We start from the raw sequence: 19,924 nt of genomic DNA on the forward strand, positions 1-19,924 counted from the left end.
AACTGGACGCGGTCGAGAAGCTGGTCGAGCGCCTCGCGCTCCACCCCCGGCTCGGCATCCCGGTGCCCGGCGGCACTGATCCTGAGGTCGACGATTACACCGCCCGCACCGACCCGGCCTCCGATAGCGGAGACCGCATCAGCCTCGTCTACCGCCTGCACGAGGGGATGCGGAGCGTGTTCGTGACCTGGATCATCGCCGGGCCCTGATCCACCCATCCTGCGGTCCCGCATGTACGCATGAGCGCAGCCGAGCATCGTGAGCGGGCGGTTACGCTGAACGCTGCCGCCGCGACCGGGGAGGGACCCGAATAATGGAGAGCATGAGCGAGATGGACGACCTGCGAGCGCGCTTGGCGGCGCTGGAGGCAGAGGTCGACCGGCTGCGGGAGGAATCGGCGGCGACCCGCACGATGGCGGCGATGGCCGACCGGGACAGCGCTGAGGTGCGTTCCTCGCTGCGTGGTCACACCCAGGTGCTGAACGCGATCCGCGAGGACCAGGTCGCGCAGCGGCAGACCGTGGCCCAGCTCGCCGCAGCCGTCGGCGCACTGGTCGCCGGCCAGGTCGAGCACACGCGGATCCTCGAAGCACACAGCAGCACCCTGGAGCAGCTGGTCGCCGGGCAGACGGCGATCCTGGAAGAGCTGCGGCGGCCGAAGAGCTGACGTACGACGCCTTGGTGCGGGCCCGGTGCCGATTTCGGCCGGGCCCGTTCGCATGTCCAAGGGGTGCTTTCAGGGGTCGCCGGTGGCCGGCCTGCCCGGGAAAGGCTGATCACGCCTGGGGTGTGTCGGGCTGGTGGGCCGGGTGCTCGGTGGCGGTGAGGTGGACGGTGGGGGCGTAGTCGGGTCGCGGTGGGATGGGGAACGTCGGCACGGTGGGTGCTTCGACCGCGGCGGTGGGCGCCTGGGCCGTGGGCTGGGGCTCGGGGGCTTCAGCGGGTGCGGTGTCGGCGGGCTCGATCGGCTTGGCGGCCGCAGGTGCTGGTGTTGCCCGGCGTGCGGGCGGGGCGGTCCGGGGCCGTGCGGGCCTGGGGTGCCGGCGGGCCGGCACCGGGCGGATGGCGGTGGGCGGCAGCGGCTTGGGGCAGGAGATGCCGTGGGGCGCTCCGGTTGCCGGGTCGGTGTCCCAGAAGGCCAGTTGCCAGTGGGCCTCGACCCACAGCCGGGCCTCGTTGGCCTCGGGCCACAGGTTCCAGGCGCCGATCGCCAGGACGTGGCGGCCGGGGCGCAGCTGTTCGAGCAGCTCGGGGTGCGCGGTGCGCAGGCGGACGCTGAAGGCGTCGCCGCCGTCGTGGGGGCGCTGCCCGGTGGCCAGGGTGGCGTAGGCGTGGCTGCCGCCCGTCTCGGAGGTGCGTTTGACGGTTCCGTAGAACGCCACCGGGTGCGCTGGTCCGGGGCGGTGGGTGAGTACCTGGTGGAGGTCGGCGGCGGTGTCGGGGTGGTAGCAGAAGCGCTTCCACAAGATCGGCTTGGTGCTGTCCCCGTAGACCACGCGGAACAGCTTGACCGCCTCCGGGTCGAAGTCGTGCAGCTGCAGGAAGTGCACGATCTTCGCGGCCGAGTTCAGGGCGGGTGGGATCGAGGGCCGGGTGGTGGTGAAGGTGAGCGAGCGGGTGCCCGCGGCGGCTTCGCCGTCGGTCGGCTGCGGCGGCTTGGCCTTGGAGGCGCCGGGGTCGCCGGGCATCACCAGGCGCAGCCGGCCGTCCTCCTCGGCCTGGGCCAGGCCGTGGGAGCCGCGGGCAATGGCTGTCACCACTTCGGCCGGGTTGTAGGCGCACCCTGCTTCGTGCCGCTGGCCGCCGGCGAGGCGGAAGTGCGCACCGACCTTGGTGGGGTTGGGCCCGTCCTTGCCCTTGAAGTACGCGCCCACGCCCTCGACCTTGCTCGGGCAGTACCGGCAGCGGAGCGGCTTGGCGTCCTCGGGCAGCGAGGCGATCTTCGAGGCGCGCACCGGCGCGCCCTGGCTGGTGCGCGCTTCGAGCATCTTGTAGCCGATGGCCATTGCTGTGCTTCCCCTCCGGATCGTGCGTGGTCCGATCATGCCAAGCCGGGGGCGGCGGGGAGGCCGAGTTGGGCGGTTCGGTAGTGGTTCAGCGTGCGGATCGGGCCTGGCGGGCGGTGACCAGGTGGCGCCACCGGGCGCGGACCGTGTCCTCGGTGTCCAGCCACCGCGTTGTGGACGGCGCGGTCAGCGGGAGGCCGGCCATGAAGTGGGCGATGTCCAGGTAGTAGGCGAAGTCGCCGCTCGCGGTGGCTTCGCGCAGGCGCGCGATGGCGGCGCCCAGGTCGTCCGGCTCGTCGCGGACGGCGTGGTGAAAGGCGAGGGCGGTCTCCAGCAGGGGGATGAGCCAGGGCAGGCCGGCGACGTCGATCTGGGTACGCAGGACGGCGACGCGGTCGTTGATCCCGCCGTCGTCGGTACCGGCGTCGCAGACCAGGCCGGCCACGTGGGCGAGCAGGACGGTGGCGCGCTGGTCGAGCGGCTCCAGGTACTGGCGAGCGAGGTCGAGGTCCTCGTCGGCCCGGACGGGGTCGGTGAACGCCGTGACCAGGGCCAGGCGGGTCTGCGCGATGGCCCGCTCGCCGGGGGCGTTGTGCTGCTCGGCCTCGGCCCGCCCGTCCCGGAGGGCCTGGGCGGCAGAGGTGAAGTCTCCCTGCGGCCACAGGATGTCGCCCCGGACCCGGTGGCGACGGCTCTTCCACGTGAGCGTGGAGGCGGCGGCCAGCGCGGCGGGAAAATCACCCGCGATGCGGGCGAGGTTGGCGATGCCGCGCTGCGCCTGTGCGGCCAGACGGCCGCCCTGGGCGGCGACGTGGCGCATCCCTTCGAGGGAGTCGGCGGTGCGGCCGAGGTCCTTGAATGCCTTGGCCCGGTAGTACCGGGCAAGCTCGGCCAGTTCCTCGGAGAGCAGGCCGCCGTCCAGGACTGCGGTCAGGCGGCGGGCGGTGTGGGCGCGGTGTTCGTGCTGGCGCCGGCTGATCGCGGTCAGCAGCTCGGCCAGCGCGTCGGCGGGCGTGTCCGCGACCTGGCCAACACCCGGAGCTGGCGCTGGGGTGGGTGGGGCGATGGGCTCCCACACGGAGTCATCGGTGTAGGCGAAGGCGGCGTCGGTGAGCCAGCCGAGATCGGCGAGGTCGTGGTCGCGAGCCAGACGCAGGCCCTGGCGCAGGCAGGCGACCAAGAAGTCGCGGCCGCCGGCCGCCGCCGGGGCGCCGGTCTCCTGCCACTGCCGGCCGAGCGCTGCCAGGGCGCGTTCGGCGGCGTGGTGCCAGTCAGCGGGGGTCCAGCGGTCCGGTGTGTGGGTGTCGTCCGTTTGCAGCGCGGTGCGGATGGCGCCGTGCAGGTGGTAGGGCCAGATCGCGTACGGGTCCTCACTGATCATCGGGCGTTCGACGAGGCGCCGGGCCGCGCTCTGGTGGGTGAGGCCGGCGGCCTGGGTGGCCAGGTCGACGTCGAAGGCGTCCAGCAGGCTCGCGCTGCGAAGGACGTGGCGTTCGTCGTCGGTCAGGTCGGACAAGACGCGGGCGATCAGGGCGGGGAAGGTGTGGTCGAAGTCGGCCGGGACGGGGGTGCGGCCGGTGCGGCGGATCTCCAGGAATCGGCCGACGGCCAGGTCCAGGTGCAGCGGCAGGCCGTGCGAGCGCTCGGCGATGACGGTCCGGATGTCGGGGCCGATGAGCGGTTGGCCGTCGTGGGTGAGCCGCCGGGCCAGGTAGTGGTCGCAGTCGGTGGGGGAGAAGTCGCCGAGCAGGTGCTGCCGGGCCCCGCCCGCCGTATGGGCCGGCTGCCGTCCTTGGGGCGCGAGGTGCGGCCAGGCGGTCGGGCCGGTCCGGTCGAGCTGGCCTTCCAGGGCGTCGTCGCCCCAGGCCAGACGGTTGCGGCCGGCGATGACGAAGAAGCAGTTCGGCAGCAGCCACACCAGGCGCTGCAGCAGCCGCTCGAGGTCGCGGTGCCGATCCGCGGTGTCCTCGAACGTGTCCAGCAGGACCACCGGCACCACCGCCTTCGCGGCGGGCAGCCGGCTGATCTCCCACGCCAGCAGGTGCGGGTAGAAGGAGAGCGCCTCCAGGTCGGGGTCGGCCTCCAGCAGGGCCGCGGTGCGGGCAGCACCGGCCAGGGCCCGGGCCCGCTCGCGGTGCTCGCGCAGCGCCTTCACGAGCGCGGTGGTGACCTTCCCGGCCACCGACCCCACCACGCCGGGCAGTTGCAGGGCGCCGGCGACTTCGCCGACCGCCGCCTGCAGCTGGCCGGGCAGCAGCTTGCCCACCTGGCCCATCAGCCCGGTGCGCTTGATGTACTCCTCCAGCGGCTCACCGGGGTGCTGGGCGTCCCAGTAGCGGCGCAGCGCCAGGTCGAAGCCGAGCATGGGCCGCCCGACGGCGCCGGCCAGGGCCAGGCGGATCGTCAGCACGACCCGTTCGAAGTCGGATCCGGTCGACGCTGCGCGGGCCAGGTCGATGCGTACCGGCAGCAGCCGCTCGCCCGCACCGATGCCCGCGCCCCACTGCTGGGGCCGCCGGTCCGCCGCGGTGAGCGAGGCCTCGATCTTGCGCAGCAACGTGCTCTTCCCCACGCCGCCGACCCCGTAGAACACGAGCACGTTGGTGCGGGGAGCCTCCAGGTCCTCCGCGTCGAAGCCGGGGGCGGCGATGTGCCGCAGGTGCTCCTCGATGGCGGTGGCGACCAGAGACCACTGCTGCTGCCGGTTGGTGAACGCCTCCGCGCTCTCCACCTCTGACGGGTCGTTGGAGCTGAACAGCGTACGAAGGTCGGTCACGAGAATCCCCCCAGGACATGTCATCTGAGGCCAATTTAGGTGATGGACCAGGTCAGGGGGCAGGATCGGGCGGAAAAGAGGGGCCGGTTCCCGGCCACTGGCCGGCCCGCCCGGGCCGGTCGGCGGCGACGTCCCGCCCCGCGACCGTTCGAAGCCGTGAGGTGGTTCGCCGTGCACACTCCTTCGTCCCCAACGCCCCCATCCCCCCAGGGCAGCGGCGCTTCCATCGAGAACGCCCAGTTGTCCATCGCCGCCGTCCTCTCCTGGTACAGCCGTCAGCTGATGACCGCCCGGCGCGCCGGGGACCAGCAGCGCCAGGAGGAGCTGGCCGAGCAGATGCAGGCGGTCGGCCAGGACCGGGAGCGTCTCGGTAACGCCGGGCCCGGGGAGATCGCCCGGATCGCCGAGCTGTACACCGAGCGGCTGAAGGCCCTGGGAGCCGACGAGAACAACTAGGCAGGCCGCCCGCTCATCGGCCCTGGCCCGCACCGAGCGGGCGCCCTTCCCGGGCCGGGACGGGCAGCGCGGCCACGGCCGCGGGCCTCTTCAGCCGGCGCGGCTGCGAGAGGTGCGGCATGAGTGGCAGAGCCAGCGCGCCGATGGCGACCAGGTCGTCGCGGTACTGCGGCATCGCCGCGTGCAGGTCCCGCTGGACGGCCCAGAACGCGGCCGCCTCCTGCTCGGTGTAGGAACGCGCCTGCTCCGCGAGCAGGGCCAGAGCCGCCGCTTGCCGCCGTGGCCGCTCCCCGCTGGTGGGCCGGCTGCGGTACAGGGCCGTGAAGTCGCGCCGGATCACGGTGACCTGGTCCACTGCCGCCGACTCCTCGGCGGCCGCGACGACGTCGGGCAGAACCCGGTAGTGCGCGTCGTGGCCGGCTGCGGTGGTGAACCGGGCGGGCACACCGCGCTCGCCGGCCCGGGCATAGCGATGGGCGGTGCCCTGGCGGGAGTCGGCCGCGCGCACGGCCAGGACCAGCAGCTCCACCCGGTACCCGGCCCGCCGGAACTTCTGTGCCTCCGCGGCGAACCGCGCGGGGTCGGCCGGGGTGGTCTCGATGACGAGGTTGCCGCTCCGCTCGCGCACGTAGGCCTCCGCCCTCGCCTGCCACGCCCGGTAGTCGGCGCGGATCGGCTCCGAGGCCCGGCGCGGATCGGTGCGCAGCAACTGCCCGTAGTCCGGATGCATGACCTTGAAGTCGTCGCCCGACAGGTGCACCGGCCGGTCCAGACTGCGGTGGACCAGATAGGCGGCCCTCGTCTTGCCCGCGCCGGGCTGGCCGACGACGTAGACCACGACCGGCCTCTCCTGGCCGACGACCGTGCTCAGCATGACCGGCACGACCATCGCGTCGAAGACGAAGGCATGCTCATCCGCGGACAGGCGGTGGTAGTCGACGCCGGGAGGCAACCGCAGTGGCTGGGCAGTGCGGCGCACCGGCTCGGCCAGCGCCGCGGCCCGCTCGGCGTCCCGGCCGGCCGCCAGCGCCCAGTCCGCCGGGATCTTCGGGTCGTTGACGCGGCGTTCGCTCGCGGCCAGCTGGCGCCGGAAGCGGCCGGTCTCCACGGCGTCCCACGGGCGGGTCCGCTCGGCGACCACGGCTTGGGCTGCGCGCGCCGGGCTCACCCAGTGCCCGGCCGGGCCGAGCTCGTTGGCGTAGACGGTCTCCAGCACCGTGGTGGTGCTGCGCCGCACCACGAAGACCCGGTCGGCCAGGCGCCCGGCCTCCACCGCGGCGAGCGCGGCGGGCAGGGCCGCGGCGCAGGCGTCATGGTTGTCCCAGCCGACGTATCGGGCCCGGCCTTCGAGGGCCAGGCGTAGGTAGCGGTCCAGGACGCCGAGTTGGCTGAGCGCCTCGGGCACGGCCAGGGCCACGATCTCGATCCGGTAGCCGGCCCGCCGGTAGGCGGCGATCTCCGCCAGGAACTCCTCGGGGCGGCCCAGCGCCGCCTCCACCACCGCGTCGAAGCGGCCGGCCCGCAGTCGTTCCTCCACCTGGGCCTGCCAGCCGTAGGTGTCCGTGCGCACCCGCACCCCGGCGGTGCGCACGTCCTCGACGAGGAACCCGGGGTAGGAGGGGTGGACGGCCTTGTAGGCGTCGCGGTCCACCCGCACCGCACCGCCCCGCCGGGCGAGGACGGCGTGCACCAGGTCCACGACGAGCGTCTTGCCGCTGCCGGCCTGCCCGGCCACGAACACCACCACCGGCCGCTCCTGCGGCTGCGCCCCCGCGAACGCCTGCGGCAGAACCAGCTGCCGCAGCACCGCCCCGCTTTTGGCATCGGACAGCATGTCCGACGCCTCCTCCCCCTTGCTCACCGCACCTCCAAGCGTTCCGTGACCAACTGCCCTTGCCCCACGACTGCGATTCGTCAGGAGCCGCTCTTCTGCTCCCGCTCCAGGCGGCTGCGCAGCGTCTGGAGGGGCTCGCCGGTCTCGCTGATGATGTACTGGCCCCAGCCGTTGATCTCGCTGCCGACCTGGGCCTTGAGCGCGGGGGAGGGCAAGGAGAAGACCTGGCCGTCCTCGATCTGGATCCAGCCGTCCGCGGTGACCGTCGCCTCGTAGGTGGTGCCCGAGCGCTTCTTGGTGTGATGCAGCCGGGCCCCCGGCGCGAGCCAGCCGCGCTCGACGAACGGCATCAGCGCTCCGGTCCCACGCCGCTCGGCGACCCCGCCGCTGGCGACGGACTCGGCCTCACCGAGCAGCAGGCGGCGCAGGACGTCGTTCGGCGTGTCCACCAGGGGCTCGCTGTGCTGCTGAAGGAAGGCGAAGACCTCATCGTCGATCTCGATGGTGCGAGTGCTGCGGCTCATGCAGGGCCCCCAAGCTCATCTTTCACTTTGACAACCCCAAGCTCTCCCAGATTCCCAGATAAAGTCAAGTCGCACGCCACCGGCGGAGCCCCGACTCGAGCAACCACCTGGTGCGCTGCTGAAGGCCCGGCCGTGACCCCGTGCCACACATCGATGCCTGCCTCGGCAATGCCAGCCCGGCCGCACATCGCCTGGGGTACGGTTCCGTGACGGATCCGCAGGTGAAGGGGGACATGCGATGCCGGTACTCCGGACGGGAAGCAGGCGCGAGGTCCTCGCCGACGCGGCGGTTCTCCTAGACAAGGAGCTGACACCACAGGCCCGCCTCGCGTACGCGGTCCTCCTCGCCCAGGCCACCGCCGACTCCGAGCACACCTGGGACGAGCTGGCCGCCCTGCTCGGCGTCACCAACGAACATCTGGAGGACCTGGCCGAAGAGCTCGCCGCCGCCGGCGCGGTCGACTTCCTCGTCCACGGCACGAGCAACCGCCGCACCGTAACGCCACACCACTTCCGCCAAGACCGGCGACGCCAGACCTGCACCCACTGCGCAACGTGCGGGGCCTGCGCCTGCTACACCCGTCCCGAAGGCGAGTGCGACCGCTGCCGACACCGCGCACACGAACTGCGCACCGCCGAGGAGGACATCGCCCGCTGGCGCACCGAACTTGACGCCGGCGCCGTCTACGCCATCCCCACCAGCGGCACGCGCCTGCACCGCTGGGACTGCCCCACCCTCCAGGGCCCCGAAGCCCGCCTCGCCACCCTCCAGGAACAGCTGGCCATCGACCCCGATGCAGCCAGCTGGGAGCGGCTGCCAAAACTGCTGACCACCGAGCAGCTGCGCGCCCGCGGCTCCGGACGCCGACGCTGCGCCACCTGCGGTCCGGACCCAGTCGTCTGATCCATCAGCCCGCCGCACCCATCGGCGCGCGGGTGTACATGTGACGTGACCCTGGGATCACGTCACATGTACGTGAAGGCAGGTTGCACTGCCCACTGGGGGATGGACTCATGGTCCATTTCCGTGATTGTGGTGTCCCCCAAGATGGACCATGAGTCCATCCCCGCCCCTTCGCTCTTCCCCACCCCCGCAACGCCCGCCGCCTGCCCTGCCGACCAGGCCGGGAACGGGCGGCAACTGCGAACCGATGCGGACCGCGGCCATGCGGGTGGCTAGGCGCGGCGTGCTCCGCCCCCGCACCCGTGGCCAGCGCCCGGCGGCGCTGGACCCGCCATCCTGCCGCCTGCCCTGCGCCGCCGGATCCGACGGCAGGGCCGGCCACGGCCCTGCCGTCGGCCCGTCGCCGCACCGGTCACGCCGAAGACGGCGTGACACTGGGCAGTTGCCATCGAGCAGGCAGCCGGTGCCCATGCTCGGCGGAGCCACCTGCCGAAGCGGCCTGCATTGAGTACCGCGCCTGCCCGCCACCGAGCGATTGCCGAGGTCACCACCCACCTGGAGACGACTTTGCTGCAGACCTTCACGACCTGGGAGCGCTGGCCAGGACCGCCTGGTCGCCGCACCCGGCGCCGGGCCCAGTGCTAGCAGCGGCAGGGCACGGGGACCAGCCACCCGAACTCGTAGGCATGGAAAGGGCCGTCAAGGCCCGGGTCCGGCGGCAGCCGGACTTTCATGACTGGCGCAGTGACCCCGGCCGGTCCCGGCCAGCAGGGCCAAACCGAGCCCGGCCCGGGCGGCGGCAGCGGCACGGGCAGCCAGCCCGCCGGAGGCAATTCCAGCAGCAAACCCGCAGGTCAGACCCACTGCGGTAGCTGCTGTGACGCAAGGTGCCGCCGGGCCTTCGGGTACGGGAGCGCCGGTTCTCCCGCGCGGCGGGAGTATGAGAGAGCCCCGCCCACGAGAACCGGTCAAAAACGTGCTCTGACCTGCGAAAACGACCACTTTGTGTCAGGCATTGTTTGGCCCTGGCCAGCAGGGCCAAACGCTCTCGACTTTGGCCCTGCTGGCCAGGCCAAACCGGCGGGCGTTATCCACAGGCTCCCGGACCTAGCGTCGGACGCGGCCGGGCGACTCGCCGAGTCGGTTTGGCCCTAGCGGTAGGGCCAAAGCACTATCACCCGTGATAGTGTCCCGGTGACATTGGATCAAGGAACCTGGAGAGCGCCGATGGCTGACAAGCCCAAGCTGGGCTACGGCGAACAGCTGGTGACCCGGCTCGACAGCCGGGGAAACGTCGTCTACTCGGTGCAGAAGATCTCGGGCCGCACCTTCGCGGAGTCCGACACCACCAAGGGCTACACCACCGACGCCCCGCTGATGATGCTCACCCTCGCCCAGATGGACATCCCGCAGACCTGGATGCGGACCTGGTGCACCCTGGTCGGCTTCCAGCAGATGAGCGGCAAGGCCCCGCGCCGGGCGCCGCTGGGCATGGTGAAGACCACCCACCGCGACATCAGCGCGGCCTCCGGCGTCTCGCGGACCTACGTCGGCGAATCGCTGCTGTTCTTCAACGAGATCGGCTGGCTGCGGACCGCGCGCCGCTCGGTCTACCAGCTGAACCCGTTCCTCACCTTCGCCGGGTCCAGCGCCGACCAGGAGGCGGCGCAGGACGTCTGGGTCGCGGAGGTGCCCGAGTTCCTGATGCCCGGCCCGGAGTACGCCACGGCCTGGCGCAAGGAGCGCCGCGAGGAGCAGCGGTCGGTGGCCAAGGCCGCGAACGTCGTGCTGCTCGGCTCGAAGGCGGAGAAGAACGAGATGCCGGCGGCGGCCCCGAAGGTTCGGGCCGTCCGGAGCGCCTGAGAGACGGCGAGGCCCGCTCCGTTGCACCGGAGCGGGCCTAACCTGACATTGGATGCTCAACGTATCAGCTAGCCGGTGGGCGCCCGCGCCCCTGACCGAGGACTCCAGATGACGACCACCCGGTACGTCCCGCCGATCCCCACCACCGAGATGGTGGCCATCAGCCGCGAGGCGCTGGCCGTCCTCAGCCTGGTCGAGCTGACCGCGAACAGCCACCGCCTGCTCACCACGCTGCTGGCCTACCAGGATCCGGAGACCGGGTGTGCCGGCCTCTCCCAGGTCGAGATGGGCACCCTGCTCGGGTTGAGCGCGCCGAGCGTCAACCGGGCCGTGAAGCAACTGGCGGACAAGGGCCTGGCCTGGCTCCTGGAGCCAGGTGTCTACCAGATCCACCCGTTGCTGACCGACGGGAAGATGCGGGCCGGCCTGGCATCGGTGCCCAAGATTGACTCCCTCGACCCCGAGCGGTTCGGCGAGCGGATGCGGCAGCGCTACGAAGGCCAGCTCGCCAACCTCGGCATCAGCGCGTAGCGGACGAAGACCGTCGACGGCCCGGGCAACCGCCCGGGCCGTCGACGTTGGCCCTGCCAGTAGGGCCAAAGCACTACCACCCGTGATAGCGGTCTGGCCCTACCAGCAGGGCCGAACCGCACGTCGGCCCAGGTGAGCGGTCGGGTTCGGCTTTGGCCCTACTGGCCAGGGCCAAAGCACTAGCACCGGTGATAGCGGTCTGGCCCTGCTGGCAGGGCCAGACCGCTAGGCGTACGCGGCACCCCGGCAAGTCACCGGCCTGTCGCCAGCTTCGCCCAAGCCGGACAGGCAGGAAGCGGTAGCAGAGGCTTAACCGCTCTGTTCTGGAGATCTGAAACAGTGGCCGGCCTCGGGTCGGCCCCGGTGGCCAGGGCCAGACCGCTACCACCGGTGATAGCGGTCTGGCCTACCCGGCCCCGTCCGGGCTGCGAGACTGGTGATCATGACCGACCGCCGCCCTCTCGCGATGCCCGCCTTCTCCGCGACCGCCACGGACGCACTCCTGCCCGCCCAGTCCGGTGTGCGTCGGCTGCCGGTCGAGCAGGGCGCCGACTTCCGCCAGCCGCCCGGTGAGACCGTGAACGCGCCTGCCCCGGCCCGCCGCCTCTCGCCCGGAGGCCTGACCTTCTCCGACCCGGACCGGCAGATCTGATTGGAGGGCCCAAAAGTAGAAGTCCCCGCGTGTGGCCTGCGGTTCTACCAGCCGTCCATCGCCCGGACGTCCCCGGAGATGGCGTAGCGGCGGCAGGCGAGGATCTCGGCGGTGGTGATGCCGATGTCGTTCGCGAGGCGGGCGAGGCCGCTGTCCTCGGCCTGGCGGTCGGAGACGTAGGCCGGTACGACCTCGAGGGCGAGCGCGCCGATGCCGAGCTGGGCGGCGCGCTGCTGGGTGATCGCGTCGCGGCCGACAGAAACGTGGCGGCGCCATGTCTCGGTGGTGATGCCGTCCGGGGCGGGGCCGGTCTCCAGCTCGGCGGCCGGGACGTCGGGGCGGGCCCGGACCTCGGCGACCGCGGCGGCGACGATCCCGCCGACCGTCCGGGCCGGGAGCGCGGCGCCGCCGGCGTCCTGGGGGGCGTCGGTGAGGCGTTCGGCGATCAGGTCGGTGAGCTCGCTGACCCGGCCCTTGAGGTCGACGACCGCGCGCACGGGCAGGACCAGGTCGGTGCTGTCCAACGCGTGGGACACCCCGAGCTCGCGCTGGACGGTGTCCTCGATCGCCTCGGCAACGGCCGCCAGGTCAAGCAGCCGGTACGCGGTCGAGCGGCCGATCCCGAACTCCGCGAGCGCGTACGCCGCCCAAGACGGGTGCTTGAGGACGGTCCACACCCGGGCCTGGTGGGCGGCGCGTACCCGGTGGGCGAGGATCAGGACGGCGGCACGGGCGTCCCCGATCGCCGTGCGTAGCTGCTCGGTCAGTTCCCGGGCCCGCGCCGCGTCGGCCGGTCCGGACTGCTCCCGCTGCTCGCGGTCCATGTTCGGATCGTTCCCGCAGGGTGCCGGGGGAACCACTGGCCGGCCTGACCTTTTCCGACTCGGGTCGGCAGATCTGACCCGGCTCCGGCCGTTCCACTGCAGGCTGTAGAAGACCCTGTGTGGCCTGCGGTTCTACCAGCCGTCCATCGCCCGGGCGTCGCCGCTGATCGCGTACCGGCCTCACCGCCCGCCGCGGCCGGGCCGTCGTGCCGGGACGGAGGCGTCCTGGCTGGTCAGGAGTGGGCCAGGGCGTTTGCGCGTAGGTGGTCGAGCAGGGCTTGCACCTCGGTCCTGTCGTCGCCGTCCGTGGTGAAGCTGAGGATCGTCTGGAGGACGGCACGGGCGAGGTCGCCGGCAGCCTGGGCGTCGGAGCCGGCGGTGCGGGCCCAGCCGCGCAGGAAGACGGTGGTCAGCTCGGCCAGGTGGCCGGCCAGGTGGCCGTTGAACTCCTCCACGGCGCTCGGCCGGTCCTTCCCCTCGGGCAGGTCGCGGATTCCGGTGACGGTCAGCAGCATGGTCTCCAGCATGAGAGTGCCGTAATCGCCTACCAGCACCGCGAGTGGCTGCTCACCGGGTCCAGTGCGGGCCAGGGCGACCAGGGCGTCGTCGTCATGGGACCAGGCGGCCTCCAGCGCGGCGACGGCGCGAAGGATCTGATCCGGCGTCAGTATGGGGGAGGGCATGGGCGGCACCCTAGCGACCCCGGGGCGCGCCACGGGCGTAATCAGTACCCCAGCCCCTCGAACGAGGCAACCCGCGCCCGGCTCGGCAGGACGCCGTCAGCCCACGCGACGGCTCAGCACCAACGGACGACGTCAACACCCGCGACGTCAACTACGCCCGCTATCGCGAGGAGTGCCTGCGCGATGGCATCGACCCGAACACCGCAGTCGAGGTCGAGGCCCCGCGCCCGGAGCTCCCAGTGAGGCCCGCAGGGAGCAGTCGAGCGGGCGGACGCATCGGCTGACCGTGACGCTGGGGGTCGTCCCCCAGAACGGGTGGCCGTACAGGTCAGCGCCGACCCCGGCGGCGTACCAGCGGTCCACGGGCTGGCCTGGATGCCCGGTCCGACTCCCCCTCCCGGCCGAGTGGTTGAATCGAAAGCTCTGGATCAAATCGGAGCCAAATCCGAACAACGGCGGTCCCGGCCGCCGGGCGCCGATACCCTGCTCGCGTCCGGCGCCGAAGACAATGAGAGGCTGACATGGACGACCTGGTCGATGTCCCACCGACCGCAGACGCGGACGACCCGCTGACCGCCGACCTGATCGCGGACCTCACGGAGGACCTCCGCGTCACGGTGACCAACTGGCGGGCCGAGCACGGCCTGCTGTTCTCGACCGAGGCGGCCTGGGACGACCTGACCGAGCAGCTGGGGGCCAAGGTCAAGGACGCGTTCGGCGTCTGACGCCCCTGCGGAATTGCTCACCCTGCCCCGCCGGCCTGCGGCCGGTGTCGCACGGGCCTCGTGCGGGTGAACCGCTCCGGGTTCCACCACCGGGTCTGGCCCGGCCCGGTTTGACGCCGACACCGCACCGCAGCACTGCTGACCGGTCCGCGGCCGTCGCGGCGCCCCGGGACCGGTCCGCTGGCCCCGCGCCGGTCCCGCCGCAGGTACCGCCGAGGGTCCCGCCGCAGGTGCCACTGTAGGTACCCCGGCCCTTCCCGCGTCGCATGGGCGGCACCCTAGCGACCCCGGGGCGCGCCACGGGCGTAATCAGTACCCCAGCCCCTCGAACGAGGGCAACCCGCGCCCGGCTCGGCAGGGAGGCGAGGTCGTCAGTGGCGGGGCCGACCGGGCAGACTGGGTCTGTGACGACGACCACGTGGGATCCTGACGCCGTGCTCGCCACCCACGCCGAGCGGTATGCCGAGCTGCATGACGGCCGGTGACCACGGGGGCGGGGTTCGGGGGCGGGGTCTTCGTTCTCGGGGCGCAGGAGTACGGCGGGGTGGTAGCGAGGACATCGGTGAGGGCGCGGTGAGGCCGGTCGTTGCCCGGTAGCCGGGCGACCCGTTCGGTGGAGTACGCCCGGACGGCCGGTGGCCGGTGGGAGGATACCGTCATGACGACGATGCTTGAGGAGCGGTCAAGGCTCTGGCAGGGCGAGGGCGGTCCGCAGGTGTGGCGCGCGGCGTGGGACCGGGCCCGCGACCTGCTCGCGCCGGCCTGGCCGGACACCTTCTTCCGGTTCGACTGCGACCCCGAGCGCGGGCCGCTCGCGGACGGCGCCGCCGGCCTGGCCACCGCGCTGTACCTGATCGCCGCCGAGACCGGCACCGCCCCGGCCGACGTCCACCGCGACCAGGTCGACGAGCTCGCGCGACCGCTGCCGGCGGAGACGGTGCCGGAGATCCCGCTGCGCTGGGAAGCCCGGCTGCGCGCACTCGGCCACGACCTCGGCAGCGTCACCGACCCCGTCGTCGTCCGGTGGCGGATCCTGCGTACGGACAACAGCCCCCAGCAGAACGGGCCGGACTTCCTCGGCGACGGCCCCGACGCGGACGACTCCCTGCACCGCTGGGGGCCGGGCGTCGTCGAGGGCCTGCGGTATGTCCTCAGCCCCGCAGTCGGACTGGCCTTCTGACCGGCCCGGTAATGGAGTGGGGGCGAGCGGGATGACGGGTAGCCACGGCGCGGGTGATTTGGAGCCGGCCCCGGGTGATGTCGCGCGGCTGGATCAGTTGTCGGCGCGCTGGCGGGATCTGCCGGAGCCGGTCCGGGGGCGGGTGGAGGAGGCTGCGGCGCGGCTGCGGGAGGACCCGGGTCCTGAGCGGGTGGCTGTGTTGCTGGCGGAGCTGCGGGCGGCGGGGCTGGCCGGCTGAGGCGGCACCCGGTGCTGGCGGCCGCGGGGTTGGGCGAAGTCGGGGCCTGCGGGTGGTGGGGCTGACAGACTGTGATCATGACCACCGACCGGCGCCCGTTGTGGCGTCCCTTCTCCTCCGAGCCCGCTGACCTTCCTGTCCAGGCGCCCGCCGACGCCCGGCTCCTGGCTGCCGAGCGTTCGCCGTTCCTCGAACCGGTGGCCCCGGCCGACCGGGGCCACCGGGGCCACCGGGTTGCCGGCGGGCGTCGGCCGCTCGGTCCCGGAGGGCTGGTCGCCGGCGCCTGACCGGCCGGCGACCGTCGGGCCGCCTACGCCGCGGCGACCCGCTGCGCCATGGCGGCTTTGCCCGGGGCTGACCGGTCAGCCCCGGGCCGCGACGCCCTCCGGGCCCAGCAGTACGACGGGCCGGCCGGGGCGGCCGTCGTGCTCGCAGACACGCTGCCGGGCGAAGTCCTGGCCCATCTCCCAGCGGATGCGCTCATCGCGGTCCAGCGCCTCGGGCGGCTGGGGCAGGCGAGCAAGCAGCTGCCAGGCCCACTGTCCCAGCGCCTGGTCGGCGGCCTGCGGGCTCACGCACACCGTCCCCTGGCGGGCGCGGACATCCAGGTCGGTGAGGACCAGGCCGGAGGCGGCCAGCACCCGGGCGGCATCGCGCAGCGCCTCGGCCGCCTCCCGAACCATCAGCTCGAAGTGGGCCTTCTGCTGGTGACCGGCCGCCGCCCACGCCGCCTGGTCCTCATGCCCCTCACCGCGCACCGTGGCCGTCTCGGCGCAGCCCTCCCGCTCACACGTCCACCGCGACCACGCCCCGCGGCCCTCCACCCGGTAACCCCTGCTGTACGACACCGCTGCTCCCTTCCCTGCTGTCGACGTTCGGTGACGGAGCCATCACACCAGAGCCCCGGCCCGGCAGTGCAGTGATCGGTGAGGTCGGGCGTCCTTGGTGCGGCCGGCGTCGGCGGCCCACTCCGGCCGCGGCCGGTCCTGCGCGGCCGCGGCGAGCTGGCGGCCGAGCTCGCCGATCGCGTGCTGCCAGCGGGCCAGCTGCCCGTACAGGCCGCGCACCAGCTCGTCGACGGCACCGGTCGGATCGGTGTCGAAGACGCGGGCCTCGGCGGCGGTCTCGGCGAGGACGTCCAGGTCCTCGAAGGCCTCTCGCCACGGCTCGGCAGTCCGCTCGAATTCCTTCAGCACGGCGTGCAGGGCGCCTTCGACGGCGGCCGGCGACCACGGCGGCGCAGTGCGGGGCGCTTGACGGTGTCGGTCAGCACCCGGGCGGCGCCGGGCCCGAGCGCCCGGCGCCTGGTCGTGCTCACCCGGCCAAGCCGGTGGCCGTGGTGGCGGCGCGGCCAGCGGCGGTGGCGGCGTCCAGTTCGGCGGCGAGCAGGGTGAGCTCGCGCGGCAGGTCGCCGAGCACGCAGGACGGCATGGCGGCCGCGAGCGCGCACACCGCGACCAGCGGCATCCGCTCGCCCGCCGCGAGGTCGGGCACGGTGCCGGTATGGGTGGCGCCGAGCAGTACGTCCGCGCCGAGCGCGTAGCGCAGCTCCTCGGCGAGCTGGCCTTCGCCGCCGGGGATCACCTCCTGGTGGCTGGCCCGCTCGATCCCCGCGGCCGCGTGCTCCAGGGCCAGGGCGTGGTCCTCGTTCTCCTGGCGGCCGCTGAGCGAGCGCACCCACGCGGCCGCAGCCTCCCCGGCGTCGCGGCCCCGGTGCAGTGCCGCCAGCTGGACGGGGTCGAGCGCCTGGTCGTCGGACTCGGAAGCGGGCTCGTCCTCGGCCCGGTCGGTCGAGGAGGGCAGCGGCAGCCAGGACAGCGGGGAAGTCGTCATACCGGTGCAACCGCCCGCCGGACCGGACGGTCACGGGTACAGCAAGGCTTATCTGGGGTGCTCAGGAGCCGTAAGGCAGGTAAGGCAAGTGGGCCTGATCGGTCCGTGCCTTACAGATATCTGGGGGTTCGTCAGGCACGTACGGCACGTCAGCGACGGGCGTGCTCGGCGGCTTGAGTGAGGTCTGCCGCGAAGTCCGGGTTCTCCCGGTCCAGCGCTGGAACGCGGCCTCCCAGTCGGCCCGGATCCGCTGGAGTGCCTGGTGGAGGCGTTCGGCCGGATCGTGCGCCTGTACGCTCCGTGATCGTCCTGTCCTGCTATCTGTGGCGAACGGTCACGGAGAGTACGAGCACCGGCCTTCGGGATCTAGAGCATCTGATTGAGAGCCTGGACGGAGATGCCGGCGTTCCGGGCCAGCTCCGAGTTGCTGATGGCCCCGTAGCGGTCTACCACCCGGTCCTCCTTGGCGGCCCGGAGTCGGGCGGTGAACCGGTGCTTCAGCTCGGCGGCGCGCGCCTGGGCCACCCGGTGGCCCAGCCACAGCCCGGCCAGCTCGCCGACCCGGTCGCCGCGGGCTCCGTGGTCCGTCAGCTTGGCGACAATCCGGTCCGCGGCGGCGAGGGCCGAGTCGGTGGCCTCGTCCCTGGTGGGGTGGTACGAGACCCCGGCCGTGCGGACATCGATCCAGGCGGCCGCCCAACCGGTCGAGGTGTGCGGCGTGACGCCGACGCGGTAGTGCTCCCCCCACCCGAGGAACAGGCTGTCGGCCGGGTACCAGTCCACGGGGTTGGTGCGGGCGTAGGCGACCGTGTAGAGCATCTCCTCGCGGGCGGACTCGGCGCTGGGGTGCACCATGATCTCGGGGTTGCGCATGGTCGTGTAGGGGCGTCCGTCGGGGTCGTGGGTCTCGCCGTGGACCCGGACGTCCTCGTTCACGGTGACGTGCCGCCCGTCCGGCGTGGTGCCGATGCTGAACGAGTCCACGGGCACGTCCGGGAGGGCGGGGTCGGCGATGGTGTGGGTCTCGGAGCGGACCACGTTGACGGGGGCGATGTCGTCGGCGTAGGGCTGTTCGGGCTCGGCGGTCGGCGGCTCGGGCGGTTCGGTCCCCTCAAGCGCGGCGCGGCGCTGGTCCCCCCGTGCGTGGTACTCCATTGCCTCGTCGCGGCGCCTGTCGTGGGTGTCGGGCCCGCTGGGCAGGTAACTGTGGAGCGCGTCGGCGGCGGCACGCCACGCGGTCGCGGCCAGGCCGTAGGCGCGCACCGCCTCGGCCACCTGGCGCCCGCCGCGCTGGCTGCGCTTGATCTCCCCGATGGCCTCAGTACACGTCGCCCTCTGGGCGAGGTAGTGGGCGGTCAGCTGCTCGGTCGACGTCATGTCTCATCCCCTCTAGTTGAAAGTATCCTTTCATGAGCACGTCTCTAATGCAAGCCGACTTTAAGTAAGGGTGCGTCTGTCGCATGATCCGGAGGGGCCGTTCCTCAACCCCCAGGCCATCCGGCCACCCTGAATGTCCTGTGTCACCGAGTCGTCCCTGAGGTGGTCGCTCTGACCTGCGATGAGGAATCTTGAGTGGCGAAGTGGCCGTGAACTGCGGGTGCCGCCGCTCGGAGATGCGGAGAGTTTTCGCCAGTGGATCTTGCTGGATCATGAGGATGCTTGGCGAGTGCCGCTTCGGTGTTGAGGTGGGCCACCCGCTCGCTGAATACGTTCGCCATGGCGAGAGCATCAACTCAAAAATACGATCCGTCAATTTTCGATGATGGCACCTGCGGTCGCGCGCCTCATCGACGGCATCCCGTGCCACTGGATCTCGACCGCGTGCCATCGAAACTTGATCAACGTTGTCCCTGTTCAGGGCGCTGGCTGCGACGGTGATCAAACTCCGAACAAGGGGGCGGGCGGCTACGGCCGGTGACGGGACAACATGCTGTGCTGCTGCACCGGGCAGCGGGACAACATGCAGCAGCCGGTGCAGCAGCACGTCCGGCCGCTCCTGCGCCGCGCGCAGCAAGGGTGGCCCTGCTGCATGTCGGCAGCACTATCAGGGTGTCTCGCTGCTGCGGTGGCAGTCGGAGAACACGGGACCGTCGGGCACCCAGCCGGATACTCTCTGCTCCGTGGCGACTACGGGACGGGAAAGGTCGGCGGAGTCCGCGGCCTGTGGCGGGTGCGGAGCAAGGATCACGGGGCGGGGGCGAGGAAGGCCGAGGGCGTACTGCAGTCAGGCGTGCAAGTCCCGTACAGCCCGCCAGCGCGGCGCCGAGGTACACCGGGCCGAGGTCGTCGCAGCGGCCTTCCTACTGCTCGCGCTCCTGCTCGTCGAAGGCGTACCGCAGCCGCCGCGCCGCTGCCCTCAAGCAGCAGCTCGCCGCCGCAGGGGCGGCGCGGCCCGCCGTCGACCGGGACGGCCCGCTGGGGGAGGTTCTGCGGCTGGCTTCCGCCGTCCAGGACACCGCCATGCGGTTCGTCGGCTGCCTCGACGCGGGCCACGACCCGGCGGACACAGCCGAGCGTTTCACCGCCATCCTGTCCACCCTCCACCAAGACCTGCTGCACCAAGCCGTCCTCGCCACCCGCCAGGAGACGGTCATCCCCGCCCAACGGCCCCGGCCGGCCTCGCTCACCGCGCCGCTCACGCTGACCCTCGGTGGCTGCGAACCTGTCCTCGATCTGGCCCCGGGATGGCAGCTCTCCGGCTGTGCCGCAGACCCCAGCGCCTACTGGGTCCTCGACCACAGCCACGTCGCGGGCTGGGTCGAGCTGAGCCCTGCCGGCGGCTGGCACGCCGTCAGTGACGGAGCACTCCTCGATGCCGACGAGCGCACCAGCCCCGGCCCCTGGCGCGACCACGTCCTCGCCGGGCTGCGTCTGGTCCACGCGCACCCGTAGCCG

General features: G+C 72.5%; 22 protein-coding genes. 11 read left to right on the forward strand and 11 right to left on the reverse strand.

From position 1 onward, the window contains the following. Nucleotides 1–322 precede the first annotated feature (322 nt). Entirely contained in the window at nt 323–667 is a 345-nt protein-coding gene (locus ACIO5D_RS33935; protein WP_400799902.1) for a hypothetical protein, read from the forward strand. A gap of 109 nt (nt 668–776) precedes the next feature. Here ACIO5D_RS33935 and ACIO5D_RS33940 read toward each other — a convergent pair whose 3' ends face one another. Together ACIO5D_RS33940 and ACIO5D_RS33945 are read right to left on the reverse strand one after the other, a co-directional pair. Beyond that, entirely contained in the window at nt 777–2,006 is a 1,230-nt protein-coding gene (locus ACIO5D_RS33940; protein ID WP_400799904.1) for a hypothetical protein, read from the reverse strand. A gap of 88 nt (nt 2,007–2,094) precedes the next feature. Further along, nucleotides 2,095–4,782 (reverse strand): ATP/GTP-binding protein, encoded by a 2,688-nt coding sequence (locus tag ACIO5D_RS33945; protein WP_400799907.1) that lies wholly within the window; start codon nt 4,780–4,782, stop codon nt 2,095–2,097. A gap of 240 nt (nt 4,783–5,022) precedes the next feature. Here ACIO5D_RS33945 and ACIO5D_RS33950 point away from each other — a divergent pair, with 240 nt between their 5' ends. Continuing rightward, complete coding sequence (locus ACIO5D_RS33950) at nt 5,023–5,238, forward strand: hypothetical protein (protein WP_400799910.1); 216 nt, start codon at nt 5,023–5,025, stop codon at nt 5,236–5,238. Nucleotides 5,239–5,251: 13 nt separating this feature from the next. On the opposite strand, the gene ACIO5D_RS33955 is transcribed toward ACIO5D_RS33950, so the two are convergent. Then, nucleotides 5,252–7,072, reverse strand: coding sequence for a zeta toxin family protein (locus tag ACIO5D_RS33955; RefSeq protein ID WP_400799913.1), 1,821 nt, complete (start codon nt 7,070–7,072; stop codon nt 5,252–5,254). Between the two features lie 80 nt (nt 7,073–7,152). Further along, nucleotides 7,153–7,596: a hypothetical protein gene (locus tag ACIO5D_RS33960; RefSeq protein WP_400799916.1), complete on the reverse strand. Its 444-nt coding sequence runs from the start codon at nt 7,594–7,596 to the stop codon at nt 7,153–7,155. A gap of 238 nt (nt 7,597–7,834) precedes the next feature. Between ACIO5D_RS33960 and ACIO5D_RS33965 the strand changes: the two genes are divergently transcribed. The 4 genes from ACIO5D_RS33965 to ACIO5D_RS33980 all read left to right on the forward strand — a co-directional run bounded on the left by ACIO5D_RS33965 (nt 7,835) and on the right by ACIO5D_RS33980 (nt 11,546). Continuing rightward, the gene (locus ACIO5D_RS33965) at nt 7,835–8,500 is read left to right on the forward strand and encodes a hypothetical protein (protein ID WP_400799919.1); all 666 of its coding nucleotides are present in this window, start codon (nt 7,835–7,837) and stop codon (nt 8,498–8,500) included. Between the two features lie 1,227 nt (nt 8,501–9,727). Next, on the forward strand, nt 9,728–10,363 hold the full coding sequence (locus tag ACIO5D_RS33970) for a hypothetical protein (RefSeq protein ID WP_400799922.1): 636 nt from the start codon (nt 9,728–9,730) through the stop codon (nt 10,361–10,363). Nucleotides 10,364–10,471: 108 nt separating this feature from the next. Further along, nucleotides 10,472–10,894: a winged helix-turn-helix transcriptional regulator gene (locus ACIO5D_RS33975; protein WP_400799925.1), complete on the forward strand. Its 423-nt coding sequence runs from the start codon at nt 10,472–10,474 to the stop codon at nt 10,892–10,894. 442 nt (nt 10,895–11,336) lie between these two features. Further along, nucleotides 11,337–11,546 carry a hypothetical protein gene (locus ACIO5D_RS33980; protein ID WP_400799928.1) on the forward strand — a complete coding sequence of 70 codons (210 nt, stop codon included), beginning with the start codon at nt 11,337–11,339 and terminating at the stop codon, nt 11,544–11,546. A gap of 44 nt (nt 11,547–11,590) precedes the next feature. Here ACIO5D_RS33980 and ACIO5D_RS33985 read toward each other — a convergent pair whose 3' ends face one another. Both ACIO5D_RS33985 and ACIO5D_RS33990 read right to left on the reverse strand, forming a co-directional pair. Continuing rightward, entirely contained in the window at nt 11,591–12,370 is a 780-nt protein-coding gene (locus tag ACIO5D_RS33985) for a hypothetical protein (protein WP_400799930.1), read from the reverse strand. 233 nt (nt 12,371–12,603) lie between these two features. Then, nucleotides 12,604–13,053 carry a hypothetical protein gene (locus ACIO5D_RS33990; RefSeq protein ID WP_400799933.1) on the reverse strand — a complete coding sequence of 150 codons (450 nt, stop codon included), beginning with the start codon at nt 13,051–13,053 and terminating at the stop codon, nt 12,604–12,606. 521 nt (nt 13,054–13,574) lie between these two features. Between ACIO5D_RS33990 and ACIO5D_RS33995 the strand changes: the two genes are divergently transcribed. The 4 genes from ACIO5D_RS33995 to ACIO5D_RS34010 all read left to right on the forward strand — a co-directional run bounded on the left by ACIO5D_RS33995 (nt 13,575) and on the right by ACIO5D_RS34010 (nt 15,483). After that, nucleotides 13,575–13,778 (forward strand): hypothetical protein, encoded by a 204-nt coding sequence (locus ACIO5D_RS33995; RefSeq protein WP_400799936.1) that lies wholly within the window; start codon nt 13,575–13,577, stop codon nt 13,776–13,778. Nucleotides 13,779–14,436: 658 nt separating this feature from the next. Next, the gene (locus tag ACIO5D_RS34000; RefSeq protein ID WP_400799939.1) at nt 14,437–14,958 is read left to right on the forward strand and encodes a hypothetical protein; all 522 of its coding nucleotides are present in this window, start codon (nt 14,437–14,439) and stop codon (nt 14,956–14,958) included. 31 nt (nt 14,959–14,989) lie between these two features. Next, nucleotides 14,990–15,196 (forward strand): hypothetical protein, encoded by a 207-nt coding sequence (locus ACIO5D_RS34005; RefSeq protein WP_400799942.1) that lies wholly within the window; start codon nt 14,990–14,992, stop codon nt 15,194–15,196. 77 nt (nt 15,197–15,273) lie between these two features. After that, nucleotides 15,274–15,483: a hypothetical protein gene (locus ACIO5D_RS34010; RefSeq protein ID WP_400799945.1), complete on the forward strand. Its 210-nt coding sequence runs from the start codon at nt 15,274–15,276 to the stop codon at nt 15,481–15,483. Nucleotides 15,484–15,558: 75 nt separating this feature from the next. Here ACIO5D_RS34010 and ACIO5D_RS34015 read toward each other — a convergent pair whose 3' ends face one another. From ACIO5D_RS34015 to ACIO5D_RS34035, 5 genes are all read right to left on the reverse strand, one after another. Beyond that, complete coding sequence (locus ACIO5D_RS34015; protein ID WP_400799948.1) at nt 15,559–16,044, reverse strand: hypothetical protein; 486 nt, start codon at nt 16,042–16,044, stop codon at nt 15,559–15,561. 42 nt (nt 16,045–16,086) lie between these two features. Further along, nucleotides 16,087–16,392: a hypothetical protein gene (locus ACIO5D_RS34020; protein WP_400799951.1), complete on the reverse strand. Its 306-nt coding sequence runs from the start codon at nt 16,390–16,392 to the stop codon at nt 16,087–16,089. After that, complete coding sequence (locus tag ACIO5D_RS34025; RefSeq protein WP_400799954.1) at nt 16,386–16,514, reverse strand: hypothetical protein; 129 nt, start codon at nt 16,512–16,514, stop codon at nt 16,386–16,388. Before ACIO5D_RS34025 ends, ACIO5D_RS34020 begins: the two co-directional genes overlap by 7 nt. Beyond that, complete coding sequence (locus ACIO5D_RS34030; protein ID WP_400799957.1) at nt 16,511–17,029, reverse strand: hypothetical protein; 519 nt, start codon at nt 17,027–17,029, stop codon at nt 16,511–16,513. The genes ACIO5D_RS34025 and ACIO5D_RS34030 overlap by 4 nt, the downstream gene beginning before the upstream one ends. Before the next feature lie 366 nt (nt 17,030–17,395). Further along, nucleotides 17,396–18,406, reverse strand: coding sequence for a hypothetical protein (locus ACIO5D_RS34035; RefSeq protein WP_400799959.1), 1,011 nt, complete (start codon nt 18,404–18,406; stop codon nt 17,396–17,398). A 1,083-nt stretch (nt 18,407–19,489) separates the two neighbouring features. On the opposite strand from ACIO5D_RS34035, the gene ACIO5D_RS34040 reads away from it, so the two are divergent. Beyond that, the gene (locus ACIO5D_RS34040; RefSeq protein ID WP_400799962.1) at nt 19,490–19,921 is read left to right on the forward strand and encodes a hypothetical protein; all 432 of its coding nucleotides are present in this window, start codon (nt 19,490–19,492) and stop codon (nt 19,919–19,921) included. Nucleotides 19,922–19,924 lie beyond the last annotated feature (3 nt).

This window comes from Kitasatospora sp. NPDC087315 (assembly GCF_044744345.1).
Taxonomy (GTDB): domain Bacteria; phylum Actinomycetota; class Actinomycetes; order Streptomycetales; family Streptomycetaceae; genus Kitasatospora.